Genomic DNA, 14,012 nt, shown 5'->3' with positions numbered 1-14,012 from the left:
GCGAATCGCCGCCAGTCTGCACGGCGCGGCCCCGGTCAGGGGATCAAGGAAACGAACGGGGCACCTAAACGCATCGCGACTCCTCCTCGTGCAACTACGGGATCGCCTAAACAGGCCAGCGTATCGGACCTGCATGGCGACGGAGCCGTCATAGTACTCAAATGCCCGGTGTAATGGCCGGGACAGCCACCGCGAGGTGGACGGACCAGCGGTACAAGCGGCGAGTGATCGCCCGTAAAATTCGCCCGGTACGGGGGAAGGACGGCAGTTCTGCGTAACTCGACCAATCGATGGAAAGGAACTGCTGATGCAGACCGCTATTATCCTGAGAAGGCTCGAAACTCTTCCGGCCCTGTCGCGGGCGGGAAAGCGGGTCAATGGTCTTCACCGTCTGTTGAGATCGTCGCATCTCTATGAACGGGCCTATGTCAAAGTATCCCGGAACCGGGGTGCCGCGACACCGGGCGTTGACGGGCAAAGCTTCGACGGCATGACGCTTGAGAGGTTAGCCAATCTCGCCCGGCAGGTGGCCGATGGCACATACCGCCCCCGACCGGTCAGACGGGTCTATATCCCCAAGGGCAATGGCAAAATGCGCCCATTGGGCATCCCTACGGTCGATGATCGCATTGTTCAGGAAGCGGCTCGAATCGTCCTCGCGCAAATCTATGATCCTGTGTTCTCAAAACATAGCCATGGGTTCCGCACGGGACGCTCGTGTCACACGGCGCTCGAAGAGATCCGTAATACCTGGACAGGCATGAAATGGCTGATCGAGGTGGATGTTCGCGGGTTCTTCGACAACATCGATCATGACATCCTGCTCAGGCTTCTCTCGAAACGCATCGATGATCCTCGGTTCATCGGTCTGATAGAACGGATGTTGAAGGCGGGCGTCATGGACGACTGGATGTTCGAGCGGACCTATAGCGGCACCCCTCAGGGCGGCGTAATCTCGCCCTTGCTGGCCAACATATATCTCCATGAGCTTGATGAGTTCATGGAGGAAATGCGGGTCGGCTTCGATCAGGGAAAAACGCGTAGGGCAAATCCTGCCTATACGCGTCTATCTCGCCAGATCGCCGATTATCGTGCCGAGATCGATGCCCTCCGCGCCGGTGGCGCGGACGATGCCGAGGTCCGCAATCTGTTGAAGCGGATCAAGGCAGTCACGAAGGAAAGGCAGGCATGTTCGTCTGTCGATCCAATGGACCCCAACTTCCGGCGCCTGCGCTATTGTCGCTACGCCGACGACTTCCTCGTCGGTGTAATCGGCAGCAAGGCTGATGCAAAAAGGATCAGGGCTGAAATCGAAGCGTTCCTTCGTGATCGGCTCAACCTTGAGGTGTCACCGGAAAAAACACGGGTCAGTGATGCATCGAAGGGATCGCCGTTCCTTGGCTTCCACGTTTGCGCCTTCACGTTGCGGTCTGCCGGATCAATGGCAGGGCGTCCGAAGGTCGGTGGCGGATCACGTCGTGTCCGTCGCCGACCAACGCGGGGCAATATCAAGCTGTGGGTGCCGAGGTCGCGGGTCTATGGGTTCTGCAGGCGTAAGAAACTCGGCAACCTCGACTTGAGGAATGGCCGGGTACGTCCGCAGTTCCTCGACTCCAGTGTCGCGGAAATGGTCATTGCCTACAACTCAGAGCTACGTGGCCTCGCCAATTATTATGCGATCGCCGACGGCGTGAAAAGCTCGCTCAACGGCCTTGAACTCGTCATGTTCAGGAGCCTACTGGCGACCATCGCGTCGCGGCAGCGCATAACGCGGGCGCGAGCCATGGCAAATCTGAAACTGGGGACGGACTATGGCGTGAAAACCATGGTACGGGGTGAACTGCGGGTCCAGATGCTCTGGCGGTTGAAGCACTTGAACGCTCGGCCTTGGCAACAGTCGGTCGTGGATAACACCACTGTCGGCTCACGCCTTGCGTTGAGCACGAACGACATCATCACACGCCTCAGCGCCCGCGAATGCGAGAGCTGCGGCGATGTTGATGGCCCGTTCGAAGCGCATCATCCCAACAGACTGAAGGACAAGCGGCGCGGCCCGATGACGGCGTGGAAACAATCGGCTCGGCGGCGCGTAACTGTCGTTCTGTGTCGCTCATGCCACGTCCACCTCCACGGCGGCCGGTTGACCAGCGGAATGGAGAGCCGTGTGCATTGAAAGGTGCAAGCACGGTTCGGGGGGAGGCGCTGGAACGTCCTCGAAAGAGGCGTTCCGCGTCGACCCTACCGAGACGCGGCAGCGGCTCGGGCCCAAGGCCCGGCCGAAGGGCTAGATGTGGAGCCTCAACAGGTTATTCATTGGCTGACGTAGTCGGCTGATGGGCGGTTGTGATTGTAAGCTGCCGTGGGGGCGGTGCCAGTTATAATTATGGAGCCATGGACTGAGGGCGCGTTTGCGGTGCTCGGAGGTTGGATAGGCGCGAGCATATGCCCATTCGCGTAAGCTGGTCTGGATGAAGCGTTCGGCCTTGCCGTTAGTCTTGGGCGTGTAGGGTTTGGTGCGGATGTGCTTGAGGCCGAGTGCTTTGCAGGCGTCGCGGAAGGCGAAGCTTTTGTAGCAGGCGCCGTTGTCGGTCATGACGCGCGAGACAGTGATGCCGAGGCTTTGATAATAGGCGATGGCGGCGAAGAGGAAGGCGGTTGCGCTTTCCTTCTTTTCGTCGGGGAGGATCTGGCTGAAGGCGATGCGCGAGGCATCGTCGATGCAGACGTGGACGAACTCCCAGCCCGCGCCGTAGCGCTCGCCAGCACGGCTGCCGCGAGTGCTGCTCTGCTTTGTCCGATTGCCGGTGATGCGATGGCCGACGCGTTCGAAGCGGCCGAGCTTCTTGATGTCGATGTGGATCAGCTCGCCGGGGTGCGCGCGCTCATAGCGACGGATGGGCTCGGGAGGATCGAGATCGCGCATTCGGCTCAAGCGTGCGTTGCGCAGTATCCGGCTGACAGTGGCTGGCGAGAGCTTCAGCGTGGCGGCGATCTGCTTGCCGCAGAGGCGCTGACGGCGCAGGGCGATGACCTGCTCGATGCGGTCGGCGGGCGTGGCGCGGGGCATGGCGTGTGGGCGCGAGCTGCGGTCGACGAGACCGGCTTCGCCTTCGATCCGATAACGTGCCAGCCACTTGGCTACGGTTCGCTCCGAGACGCCCAGGGCGGTCGCGACCGCCCTGGGCGTCTCGCGCAGAACCATCACGCGCCGGACGATCTCGGCTCGACTGAAGGGCGTGGTTCGGGCATTCTTGTGGATGTTCATCCGGTCGTTCCTCCAGACCTGACGTGTCGCAACATCAGTCTGATCCGGTCACGCCGGATGAACAACCTCCTGAAAGCTCACAGCTAGAGCGCGACCGCGCCTGCGCGGAGACGCCCAACCGCTCGATCACCGGTGCATGCGAATGCCTATCGAGCCGTACCGCACGACCGCCGCCGATGCTTCTCACAATCTTCGCTGCAGCACACCGCGGGGGCCAGCTTTCTGCAACGCGCCGGCCAAGGCAACGAGCCGACGCACCGCGGACTTCATCCATTCGCCCTCGCCCGGCCAGTCCGAGTTATCGAGCAGTACCGTCCCGATAGCGCGCAGGCTGGCGCCCTCCCTGCGCGCGTCGAGCACCCGGAGCGCCAGGACCAGCCGTGGCAAGCGTGGATCGGGTTCGACGGGGAGCGGATCACCTGCCAGCAGCGCACGCAGCCGACGGATAGCGAGGATCTGGCGCTCGACATCGCGGTCGAGGCAAAGGGCGGGCTCCAATCGCACCGGCCCGTCGAGGATCGAGCCCGCGACCACATCGAGGCGTAGCGGCTCGGCACCGTCGAGCCGGACATGCTGCCGGTCCGGGGCGACCGCGGCATGGCCGCCCCGATTCGGCCACCGGAAGGCCCATGGATCGTCAGCAGCACAGGGCTCGCAACGGATGCGCAGCACCGAGGGGTCGAAGGTGGCGGTCCAGATCGGACCGCAGCGCCCGCAATCAAGGCTGGGATCGGGCAGGAAAGTGCAGGCCCCATCGGACGCTGGCGACCTCTGGCGCCGCAGTCACGATATCGTGACCAGCCCCCGCCGGTGATGATGGAAATTCGGGCGACCGGCGCAGCATTTCCCAGGCCAGCGCGGTCCGGCCGCCAGCGGCGATGGCCGTATAGGCTGACGGGTCGCGCCACTGACCCGTCGCCGTCATGCTTCAGTCCCGATCAGGATCGGCGTGGAAGGCCGCCGCTGCCAATTGCTGGTCGGGCCGCAGGGCATCGACCGCGCCGATATAGAGCGGCAGGCTGTCCCCGAGCAGGATCGAAGGGCATTGTCCCTCGACATTGCCAAGATTGGGCCGGTGCTGCGCATAGCCGACCAAGGCAGCCAGCGGCGGATCGAACGTCCGTGCGAGCGAGGGCGGATAGACGAGCCATTGCAGCTCGAAGGGTTTGAGCCAGCCCAAGCAATAGCTGATGATCACACCCCGGCGGGGCAGGGCATCGCGATTGGCGCCGCCGCCATGAAGCGTGGAGCCGAGGAAGATGAGCGCGTCGCCCGGCAGCACCGCCGGTACGATCGCCTCCGCTTCGGGAAGCGTGGCGATGTGCTGATCGACATGGCTTTCGGGCCAGAGTCGGGTGCCGCCATTATGCGCACCGAACGGAGTCAGCGGCCACATGACGTTGACGAGATATTCCATGGCCCCTTTTGGCCCCGGCCACATGTCCTGGTCGCGATGCGGGAGTTGCGCCGGCGCTCCAGGATGGATCTCGATCGCCTGGGTAAGGTTGAGGGCTATCCGGTCGCACCAGGGGAGGAGCTGTTGCTCTACGATACCGAGCACCACCGGATGCAGGGCGAGCATGCGTGCGACCGACGATCGGCGCAGCAGCGCACCGAAGCGCCGGGTGCGCTCGCCATAGAAGGGACCGACCCCCATTGGCGTATGCGCGAAGGCATCGGCGAGATGCTTCCCGAGCTCCGCGATCGCGCCCGGCTCGACCGCGTGCGGCAGGATGCAATAGCCTTGGCGCTCGAGACGCGCGGCATGGCAGTCGACGATGCCGGTCATGCCGCTCGTCCGAGCTGTTCGGTATAGATGCAAGTCCAGCGCAGCCGGTCGGGCGTGTCGGGAGCAATATGCGCGGCGAAGGCGCCGACCGGACCGCCGGGGATGCGGACCGCGGGGCCCAGCGGCTCGGCGAGCCAGCCCATAGCGAGCACTTCCTTGCGAAAGGGTTCGGGGAGTATCCCGGTATAGCGGGTGATGCCGCGGGCCAGCGCAAAGTCGACCATCGCGCTGATCAAGGCGTTGCGCAGCTGCCTGCGCCGCGCAGCGCCATGGCGCTGAGGAAGGCAGAGCCGGGTGCTCTCCCAGATGGTCGGCCCGGTCGGCACGCCCAGCGGACAGAGATTGCGAAAAAGCGTGTCGAGCATATGCGGACGCTCGGTTGGCAGCAATCGTAGCGAAGCCTCGTGCGCGCCGTCGCCGTCGACGGCGACCAGATAGACCACATGCTCGCCGTCGAACTGATCGATTTCGAAGCGACCGTCGACGACGGGCACGTCCCACCCGAACAGGTCGACGAAGAGCGCCTTACGATCGGCGAACATCGTGTCGACCGCAACCTGGTGCGGGGACATAGGGGCATTTTCGATTATGAGGATCATCGGCGTTCTCGCGGTTTCGACCATGCGAGAACAGCAGCTGGGCGCGCGGCCAGCTATCCCAGCGCAAATGACGGGGATTGACGGTGGTTTATCTCCTCCAGCCCGATCTGCCCGTCGAGGACGGCCGCGACCACCATTTCGGTGCGGTCAGCCGCGCCGAGAATCCGCCGGGCATCGGCGAGATATCCGTCTACGGTGCGCGGGGCCAGGCCGAGAGTCCGCGCGATTTGCTTATTCGTCTGACCACGTCCGGCAAGGACGACGCAGTCACGCGGCCGAGGATTGAGACGCGGCAAGGCGGCGTAGGGCGCTGCTCGGTCTCCAGCGATCTGACGGGCGCGCTGGAAGGCGAATATGGCGGCGGCCTGGAGGATTGCCCGTGATCGTTCGGCACGCTCGCAGTCGATCTTGCCCGCAAAGGTGCATGACCCAAAAGCTGATCCGAACTTATGGCATGGAACCGTGACGCCTTCGGTCAGACCGTGGCGGCAGCCTAATTCCAAGCTCGCGCGATCCTTTTTATCGAGCCGGATGATATCGCTGATGCGCGACCAGAGAAAAGCGCTGTCGGCAAAAAGCGCGCCTCTAATGATGGGATCCCGCCGGAAGAAAGCGTTAGCGATAATTCGCTCAACGATAGCTTCGGGATAATTGCGGATGTTGATTTGACCCCTGCGGCAAATCCTCAAATCCTCATGCGTGATCAGCGCGAAGTGCGAAAACCCGATCGTCTGCGAGAACGCCGACAGAAGGGTGTGCAGACTTGCCGGGTCGTTGGCCGAAGCGAGTCCGATCAGAAAATCTTCAAGCAGGTCGCTCATAACCCCTTCTGCAGCGGTCTTCAGCGACGGCGAGATCTTTCGCGACACAAAATGACGTGCTTGGGTGAAGGGGTGGAAAAATCCGCATGCCAGCCTTGCCCGCCATCAAACCAAGAACTCGGCTTCAGTAATTTCTCGAAGCTTCTCCAAGCACACGCCTGGGGCCATCTCCTTGAGGCGGAACGGCGATCCGCGGTCCGGACGCTCAAAAACTGCTTGGTCCGTCACGAGCATGTCGACGACGTTCGAACCGGTCAGCGGCAGCGAGCAGGTGCGTCTGAACTTCGCGGTCCCATCACGCGACACATGGTCCATCAGCACGATGATGCGACGAACACCCGCCACCAAATCCATGGCACCGCCCATTCCCTTGACCATCTTGCCGGGGATCATCCAGTTGGCGATGTCCCCATTTTCGGCGACCTCCATGGCGCCAAGAATAGACAGGTTCATATGACCGCCCCGGATCATCCCGAAGCTATCGGCTGAAGAGACGTAGCTGGTCCCGACCAACTCGGTGATCGTTTCCTTGCCAGCGTTGATGATGTCGGCATCGACATCGTCCTCCCGAGGATAGGGACCCAAGCCCAACATACCATTTTCTGATTGCAAGGTGACATTGATCCCGTCGGGGATATTGTCCGCAACCAACGTCGGGATACCGATCCCCAAATTGACGTAGAAGCCATCTTCCAGCTCACGCGCCGCGCGCCCTGCCATCTCATTTCTGGTCCAAGGCATATCAAATCTCCGCCCGCACAATGCGCTTTTCAATGCGCTTTTCGTTTCTCACCGCCTTGATCATCCGTTGAACGAAGATGCCAGCACTGTGGATATGGTCTGGATCGATCTGCCCCGCCGGCACGATCTCCTCGACTTCGGCGACTGTAACCGCGCCGCAGGTCGCGACCATCGGGTTGAAATTGCGCGCTGTCTTTCGATAGACGAGGTTTCCCCGATCATCGCCGCGCCAGGCTTTAACGATCGCCAAGTCGGCCACCAGCCCGGTCTCGAGGATGTAGCGTTCGCCCTTGAAGATTTTCTCGTCCTTGCCGTCGGCGACGATCGTCCCGACGCCGGTACGCGTGTAAAAACCGGCTATGCCCGCGCCCCCCGCGCGGATGCGTTCCGCCAGCGTACCTTGCGGGTTGAATTCGAGCTCAAGCTCTCCGGAAAGATACTGGCGTTCGAACTCCTTGTTCTCGCCCACATAAGAACTGACCATCTTCTTCACTTGGCGGTCGCGCAGCAACAAGCCGAGACCGTAGTCATCGACGCCAGCGTTGTTGGAGATAATCGTCAGATCCTTGATGCCGCTCTGTTGAATCGCTGCGATCAGCGTCTCAGGGATGCCACAAAGCCCGAAGCCGCCAGCGGCGATCGTCATCCCGTCAAACAGTAGATCTTCGAGCGCTTGATCTGCTGATGAAAAAATCTTCTTCGACATTATGCCGTAGTCCGTCCCTTGAAGTGCTTGCTACTATTCTCAATGCGCCGCCGATGTCTGTCGCCCGAAGCTTACGAATTTGCCGTCCTGTATCACGGCCAGAATGTTCAACGGGTCCAGCAGGACACGGATATCCGCGACAGGGTCGCCGTCGATAATCAACAGGTCCGCGATCGAGCCGCCGGACAACCGGCCAAGGTCGTCGCCCCTGCCAACGAGCTGTGCGCCGTGAAGGGTAGCCCAGCGGAGCACGTCACGCGCGTTTATGCCGACGATGTTGACGTAATAGTCGAGCTCCGCCCCATAATCGCCATGCGCTAGGAGCGCGCCGCCATAATCGTCGCCCAGCACGATCTGCAATCCGGCCGCATTCGCTTCGGGCAGGAGCGCGCCCATCCTATCCAGATCCGCCTTCATCGCGTCGGCGAGCACGCCGCCCATCTGCTGCACATAGCGGTGCGCGTAGAGCATGCTGGGCGCCAGGAACACGCCCTGACCAATCATGCGCTCCATGCAGCGTCGATCAAGCCCGTCGCCATGGTCTATCAGGTCGACGCCGACGTCCAAGGCGAGCTCGATCCCCTCTAGGTTTGCGACATGGGCCCGCACCTTCGCGCCCCGCTGATGAGCCGCGGACGTGATCGCGGCGAACTCCGCCCGCGTGAGATCGATCTGGCCCAGATTGCCGGGTACTCCGTGGCCGCTGGTTGCGAACACCTTGATGATCTCGGCCCCGCGCTTGATTTCCTCGCGAACGGCACGCCGAAACGCGTCCTCTCCATCGCAATTGACCACACTGGGCATGGTCACCCCGTCCCAATACCAAGGATAGAGCTGGTCGAGCGAATGCCCCGTCGTCGAGATGTCGCGGCTGCCCGCCATGATCCGTGGGCCGCTCAGCAGCCCCTGGGCTATGGCCGCCTTTAGGCCCGCATCGATCGCAAACGGCGCGCCGGCGCTGACGAGGCTTGTAAATCCAGAAGCCATCGCCTTTTGAACGGTGTAGGCCGCCTGCAAGGTCTGCAGCACCGGGGGCTGTTCCAAGCCGATCGGCAGACGCTTGGCCGCCAGTGGCAAACCAGGATAGGTTGCATGAAAATGGCAGTTGAACATCCCTGCCATCAGCGACAGGCCGCCAAGATCAACCAGCTGCACATCAGCTGCGGCGTCCTTGACGATATCGTGGACAACCGACGCGATCCGATCTCCAGAGATTACGACCGTACCGAGGCCGCTATGCTCGCCCACGACGTCGACGATGTTGGCATTGGTCAATATCAGCTTGCCCGCAGGCGCCGCACGCGCGGCGTCGGCAAGTCTGTGTGCGATGCCGGCGTCAGCCATGGTCAGGGCTCTTGCGGTCATGGTCGTGGCTGCCGCCCGGAGGCGATGCTGGCGGCCGCGCGTCGGCCCGAAAATACACAGTCCGCGATGGCCAATCCGCTGACATAGAAGTTGGACGGCACTCCATATGCGGAGCGCCCGGCGGCAAAGAGCCCCGGCACGGGCGCGCCAGCGCGATCCAGGACTTGGCCGGTTTGTTCGGAAACGTCGAGCCCGCCGAGCGAGAATCCGGTCGTGGGATTGACACGGCAATGCGACCCGATGTCGATCGCGTAATAGGGGCCGGCGCCGAACGGCTTGATGTTTTCTGGCGCCTTACCCAGCGGATCGGACCCGGCGGCGACGATGGCGCGATACTGCTCAACCGTTGCCTGCAGAGCGTCAGCCGGGATTCCGAGCTTGTGGGCGAGCTTGTCCAGAGAACCAGACCGCCGCGTGCCGAAGGTCATGCTCAGGATATTCCTTAGCTGCCAAAGAAACATGACGAGATGCGTCGGCCATTGAAGCTGAGAGCGGGCGGCGCGGCGTTGCTGAGCATCAGCAATTATCCAGGCCTTCCCCTTCTGATCGAGTGCCACTGCGTGACCGATCGTGGCATTATACGCGTCTTCGGCGATGAAACGCTTGCCTTCAGCGTTGACGATGATGCCGGCGAGATAGGCGGGCGGGGTTATCGACCGCGAAAGATCGAAATTATTAATAGCGCGGACGGCTCCGCCTACCGACTGCCCCAGACGAATACCCGATCCGTCACAGCTAAGCGTTCCCATCGGCAGTGAGCAACCCTGATGGGGCGCATAATGAAGCGCCATCTTCCGATTATGGACGAAGCCGCCGCACGCGAGGATTACGCCATGATGCGCGCGGTAGAGCTTTCGTTCGCCGTGCCGTCGCTCTAGAGCATCAAGAGCGCGTGCGAGCAGGCGGGCGACTGGGCCACCCGTCATCCGCAGGATACTGGCGCTGAACCAGCGCATGACGGCACCGTGCAGTCGGGCGATCCGCGGTGGAAGGATGAGCGCTTCGAGGCCGACGACTGCGCCATCAGCGTCGACGACGAGCCGTCGGACCGCAGCCTGGGTCACATAGGTGACATCGCTCTTCTCGAGCGAATATCGCAAAGCCCCCCAAAGAGCGCTGCCCGTGAATCCTGGGCCGACCACGCGATGCCCGCGCGGCACCGGCCGAGCGACCTTGCGCGCACCGTCCGCCTTTTCGTTTCCTGAATAGTAGAGATTGTAATCGTCGGGGGGATAGGGAGTCTTCGGTTCGAAGCATTTCGACCCGAACCGGACACCGTGCTGCTCGAGCCATTCGAGATTGGCGTTGCTGTCCTCTGCAAATTTCCGGATTGTCTCGTCGGACACCGCCCCCCGCAGTTCGTGGCGAAGATATCGGAACATGTTGTCCGCAGTCTCTTCGTACCCGGCTTCTTTCTGGTGGTGGGTACCTCCTCCATAATAGATGCCCCCGCTGATGCCCGTGGCGCCACCGCCATCAAAACGGTCGATCGCGATAACCGACATACCTCGCTCGTTCAGGTCCAGCGCAGCGCAAATTCCAGCGCCGCCCACACCGACCACCAGCGCGTCGGCCTCTGCATGCCAGGCCGCTTCGGCGGGATCGACGACCAAGGGGGCTTCGACCGGCGAGAACCATTCCGAGGACCCCGGCGAAGGCTCCGCCTGCTGCCGTGGCGGCGCGGTCAACGTCCCGGCTCCACCGTCAGGTCGAGCAGCGGCGCGAACTGCTGCGCACCGTCGAAATCCGTTTCCTCGATACCGCCATTCCACGTCGGCCGCGGCAAGGTTATCTTGATGGCGGTCGCGGGCCTATAAGGATATATTCTCACCTCGTCGGGAGCGAGGCCGTAAAGCGGCGCTATCCTCTCAGGCGTCAGCTGAGCCGCTGCCAGTTCGAAATGCTCCGGGTCGTCGAAGGGAAGATCGATCGAGATCCAGGACGCGCCGGCATTCCGGCATTTAAGTCCCGGGGATATATCGCCAAGTCTCACTAGCGCTCTCCTCAGATTTCCGCGATCTCGACGCGAAAGGCGTCGCGCTCATTCTCGACCTCGAGCAGATGCCAGACGCTCCATTCGAAGGATTCGCCGAGCGACAAAGTGCTCGGCGAGAATGGGGAAGCGAAGTTGCCACCAGCCGGTATCCCGATCGCTGGCTCAAGCTTCGAACCCGACGAGATCGCGCGATTGACGAGCGTCGTTGCCTGCTCCTGCGTTCGCGCGATCACATCGATCACCAAGCCGATCTCGTGAATGGGATCATTCCGTTTGGGTTCGGTTCCACCCATCACCGCGTCGCGGCCGTAGCATCGGAATTTAAGCTGAAAGTCCGAGCGCGCGATCGAAAGGCTCTTCGCGATCTTCAGCACGACCTCCTCCAGCCGGCGGAGGAAGTCGTCGAGACCGCCAATGATGCGCGGATCCCGAATGCCGAGCAAGGCGGCCGCGCGAAAACCAACTTGCGTCGCGCCCTCCAGCTTTACCGTGTGCGCCGCCGCGGGCGTGAACAGCGCTCCGCTAACCCGGACTCGCCGGTCGTCCAGTTGCTCGAAATTGGCGAACTGGGTCGAGATCGACCCCGATGGCTGGACTATCGACCACGGATCGGGGTTCTCGTACATGAACAGGGCCGACACGCTCTTTACCGTGCAGGCGGTATCCTCCTTCATCGGTTCGATGACGAAGCCGGTTGGATCGAGCGTTGCCAGGACCGGCGAGCCGCCAGCGACGTCAGTCGTAGCCAGATTGCCCTTGTCGATGCTGCGTGCCGCAGCCCAGGCCACGCCTGCGGGAATGCCTGCGCGGAGCGCCACGCTCGCGAAGATTGCCGGATCGGTCGCGCGGCCGGCGAGAATAACGTCGGCGCCCTGGTCCAGGGCATCGATGAAAGGCTGCGCGCCCGCCATCCCGACGATATATTTGCTGCGGTCGATCGCCTCCTCTGTCAAAGGAGGGACGGGGCCGAGGCTGCGGACTTTGTTAGCGCGCAGCGCCGCCTTGAGGCCGGCCTTGTCCTGATCGCAGTGAATGACCGCGAGTCGGAACCGCAGCCCCTCCTTGCGTGCGATGTCTTCCACGATCTGACGCGTTTCCTCGAGATGAGGTGCTGCACCTGCCACGCCACAGCTTCCGAAGATGAGCGGGATGCGCAGGCGGCGTGCGCCCTGCAGCATGATCTCAGCATCGCGGCGCACGGATGCGGCCGACTTGATGCTGCGCCCGACGCCCAACGGGCCAGGGCCATAGTCCGAGGTTCCGGCGTCGCAGCCGATCATATGGGGTTGCCGCGCCAGCCCGGCCTGAAAACCTTTATAGGAGAACCCGTTCCCCACCATTCCGTTTGCCAGGAGTCGTATTTCCATCGGATCGCTTCTCAATTGCTGCGGGCTCGCGCTCTGCATCCCTCCAGAGCGGCTTGGATAAGCGCGTTCGCAGGAAAAGGCAATTGCTATACCTCTATTAAGGCGGTATTGGCGGCTACATCCGAGGCGTAGCCTCTTCAAACGACATGGATCGCTTTGTGGTCAGCATAACCCCCAATCTCGCCAGCTTCCGCGAAGAAGTAGCTGAGTTCTGCCGAACTAAATTTCCAGCAGATTTGCGCGCGATGCTCGATAAGGGCCAGAAATTTCAGCGACAGCACTATGTCAGGTGGCAAAAAATCCTCCAGACTAGAAAGTGGTATGCGGGTCACTGGCCGGTGGAATATGGAGGATGCGGCTGGAGCGCGCTGCAGAGGTTCGTCTTCGACGATGAGATGTTGAAGGCAGGGTGTCCATACCTCCCTCCTTTCAACCACTATTATGTAGGACCAATCCTGTACACCTTTGGCAATGAGGAGCAGAAGGCGAAGTATCTTGCGCCGACGCGCGACAGCGACATCCTGTGGTGCCAAGGATATTCCGAGCCGAGCGCTGGCTCGGATCTCGCCGGCCTGCGGACCCGTGCCGTGCGGGACGGCGACCATTATGTTGTGAATGGACAGAAGATGTGGACGTCGAACGCTCATATCGCCGACAAGGTGCTTGCCCTAGTGCGAACATCCACCGAAGACAGGCGAACCGACGGCATTTCCTTTCTGATGATCGATACGGCGCTTCCCGGCGTCGATATCAAGCCGATCACCACGATGGACATGACGAACCATTGCAACGAGGTGTTCTTCAACGACGTGCGCGTGCCGGCGACCGAGCTGATCGGTGAGGAAGGGAAAGCGTGGACCTACTCCCGCTACCTCCTGTCCAACGAACGTCTGATCGGCGCGCTGGTGGGCAAATATAGGTATATCTATAGTGACCTCGTCAGCTTTGCCCGTACGACCTTCGAAGGAGGGCGTCCCATTATCGAAGATGCCTTTTTTCGGAGGGAGCTGTCAGAAATCACCGTGTTGATGCAGACGCTCGACGCGGTGTGCCATAGATTGTTGTCGGGCGTGCAGCAGGGGGGGGATCTTGGTGCGGCAGGGTCGATCCTCAAGCTTCGAGGATCGGAGATCGAGCAGCGGCTCGGACAGGCGATGATGGACGTCGTTGCCCGGCGCGGTCTGCCGTTCCAGCTCGAGGGACGGGATCCGGAATGGCAGGGCGAACGGGTAGGACCGGAAAAGCTGCTGGGATGGGTCACCGAATATCTGATGCGTCGTGCGGCAACGATCTATGGCGGATCGAGCGAGGTGATGCACAACATAATCGGCAAGGCGGCCCTAGGGCTGGCGGGAGTCTAAAG

The 14,012-nt window shown here is 61.9% G+C and carries 14 protein-coding genes; 2 read left to right on the top strand and 12 right to left on the bottom strand.

All coding sequences use genetic code 11. The annotated features are described in order from the left end of the window. Positions 1-307 precede the first annotated feature (307 nt). A complete protein-coding gene (ltrA, locus tag CMV14_RS19680; RefSeq protein WP_066970370.1) occupies positions 308-2,173 on the top strand; it encodes a group II intron reverse transcriptase/maturase in 1,866 nt (621 codons plus the stop codon). A gap of 111 nt (positions 2,174-2,284) precedes the next feature. Here the strand turns inward: ltrA and CMV14_RS19675 are convergent, their stop codons facing one another. The 12 genes from CMV14_RS19675 to CMV14_RS19625 all read right to left on the bottom strand — a co-directional run bounded on the left by CMV14_RS19675 (position 2,285) and on the right by CMV14_RS19625 (position 12,688). Continuing rightward, on the bottom strand, positions 2,285-3,265 hold the full coding sequence (locus CMV14_RS19675) for an IS481 family transposase (protein ID WP_066970399.1): 981 nt from the start codon (positions 3,263-3,265) through the stop codon (positions 2,285-2,287). A 183-nt stretch (positions 3,266-3,448) separates the two neighbouring features. Further along, on the bottom strand, positions 3,449-3,937 hold the full coding sequence (locus CMV14_RS19670; protein WP_066961510.1) for a DNA -binding domain-containing protein: 489 nt from the start codon (positions 3,935-3,937) through the stop codon (positions 3,449-3,451). A 46-nt stretch (positions 3,938-3,983) separates the two neighbouring features. Next, positions 3,984-4,190 (bottom strand): transcriptional regulator domain-containing protein, encoded by a 207-nt coding sequence (locus tag CMV14_RS27630; protein ID WP_408014344.1) that lies wholly within the window; start codon positions 4,188-4,190, stop codon positions 3,984-3,986. Positions 4,191-4,193: 3 nt separating this feature from the next. After that, positions 4,194-5,054: a phytanoyl-CoA dioxygenase family protein gene (locus CMV14_RS19665; RefSeq protein WP_066961507.1), complete on the bottom strand. Its 861-nt coding sequence runs from the start codon at positions 5,052-5,054 to the stop codon at positions 4,194-4,196. Beyond that, positions 5,051-5,626, bottom strand: a complete 576-nt coding sequence (locus CMV14_RS19660) for an acyl-homoserine-lactone synthase (RefSeq protein WP_238147099.1) — start codon at positions 5,624-5,626, stop codon at positions 5,051-5,053. The genes CMV14_RS19665 and CMV14_RS19660 overlap by 4 nt, the downstream gene beginning before the upstream one ends. Before the next feature lie 80 nt (positions 5,627-5,706). Next, a complete protein-coding gene (locus CMV14_RS19655) occupies positions 5,707-6,474 on the bottom strand; it encodes a LuxR family transcriptional regulator (RefSeq protein ID WP_083215784.1) in 768 nt (255 codons plus the stop codon). A gap of 105 nt (positions 6,475-6,579) precedes the next feature. Beyond that, entirely contained in the window at positions 6,580-7,215 is a 636-nt protein-coding gene (locus CMV14_RS19650; protein ID WP_066961506.1) for a 3-oxoacid CoA-transferase subunit B, read from the bottom strand. Between the two features lies 1 nt (position 7,216). Continuing rightward, positions 7,217-7,921, bottom strand: a complete 705-nt coding sequence (locus tag CMV14_RS19645) for a CoA transferase subunit A (protein ID WP_066961504.1) — start codon at positions 7,919-7,921, stop codon at positions 7,217-7,219. Between the two features lie 39 nt (positions 7,922-7,960). Beyond that, positions 7,961-9,265, bottom strand: a complete 1,305-nt coding sequence (locus CMV14_RS19640) for an amidohydrolase family protein (protein WP_176489132.1) — start codon at positions 9,263-9,265, stop codon at positions 7,961-7,963. Between the two features lie 17 nt (positions 9,266-9,282). Beyond that, the gene (locus CMV14_RS19635; protein ID WP_066961502.1) at positions 9,283-10,974 is read right to left on the bottom strand and encodes an FAD-binding protein; all 1,692 of its coding nucleotides are present in this window, start codon (positions 10,972-10,974) and stop codon (positions 9,283-9,285) included. Continuing rightward, positions 10,971-11,279: a DUF4387 family protein gene (locus CMV14_RS19630; RefSeq protein WP_176489133.1), complete on the bottom strand. Its 309-nt coding sequence runs from the start codon at positions 11,277-11,279 to the stop codon at positions 10,971-10,973. The genes CMV14_RS19635 and CMV14_RS19630 overlap by 4 nt, the downstream gene beginning before the upstream one ends. A gap of 11 nt (positions 11,280-11,290) precedes the next feature. Next, a complete protein-coding gene (locus tag CMV14_RS19625) occupies positions 11,291-12,688 on the bottom strand; it encodes an acyclic terpene utilization AtuA family protein (protein WP_083215781.1) in 1,398 nt (465 codons plus the stop codon). A gap of 119 nt (positions 12,689-12,807) precedes the next feature. Between CMV14_RS19625 and CMV14_RS19620 the strand changes: the two genes are divergently transcribed. Further along, complete coding sequence (locus CMV14_RS19620; protein WP_176489134.1) at positions 12,808-14,010, top strand: acyl-CoA dehydrogenase family protein; 1,203 nt, start codon at positions 12,808-12,810, stop codon at positions 14,008-14,010. Positions 14,011-14,012: the final 2 nt, after the last annotated feature.

The sequence above is a fragment of the Rhizorhabdus dicambivorans genome, assembly GCF_002355275.1.
Classification (GTDB): domain Bacteria; phylum Pseudomonadota; class Alphaproteobacteria; order Sphingomonadales; family Sphingomonadaceae; genus Rhizorhabdus; species Rhizorhabdus dicambivorans.
Note: the sequence above shows the minus strand (reverse complement) of the source record. Positions and strands in the feature narration are given on the sequence as shown.

Excerpts from the sequence above, each read along its gene's own strand:
- CMV14_RS19665 (WP_066961507.1), bottom strand. The coding sequence starts at position 5,054 with ATGACCGGCATCGTCGACTGCCATGCCGCGCGTCTCGAGCGCCAAGGC.
- CMV14_RS19650 (WP_066961506.1), bottom strand. The coding sequence starts at position 7,215 with ATGCCTTGGACCAGAAATGAGATGGCAGGGCGCGCGGCGCGTGAGCTG.
- ltrA (WP_066970370.1), top strand. The coding sequence starts at position 308 with ATGCAGACCGCTATTATCCTGAGAAGGCTCGAAACTCTTCCGGCCCTG.
- CMV14_RS19645 (WP_066961504.1), bottom strand. The coding sequence starts at position 7,921 with ATGTCGAAGAAGATTTTTTCATCAGCAGATCAAGCGCTCGAAGATCTA.
- CMV14_RS27630 (WP_408014344.1), bottom strand. The coding sequence starts at position 4,190 with ATGACGGCGACGGGTCAGTGGCGCGACCCGTCAGCCTATACGGCCATC.
- CMV14_RS19655 (WP_083215784.1), bottom strand. The coding sequence starts at position 6,474 with ATGAGCGACCTGCTTGAAGATTTTCTGATCGGACTCGCTTCGGCCAAC.
- CMV14_RS19660 (WP_238147099.1), bottom strand. The coding sequence starts at position 5,626 with ATGTCCCCGCACCAGGTTGCGGTCGACACGATGTTCGCCGATCGTAAG.
- CMV14_RS19675 (WP_066970399.1), bottom strand. The coding sequence starts at position 3,265 with ATGAACATCCACAAGAATGCCCGAACCACGCCCTTCAGTCGAGCCGAG.
- CMV14_RS19625 (WP_083215781.1), bottom strand. The coding sequence starts at position 12,688 with ATGCAGAGCGCGAGCCCGCAGCAATTGAGAAGCGATCCGATGGAAATA.
- CMV14_RS19640 (WP_176489132.1), bottom strand. The coding sequence starts at position 9,265 with ATGGCTGACGCCGGCATCGCACACAGACTTGCCGACGCCGCGCGTGCG.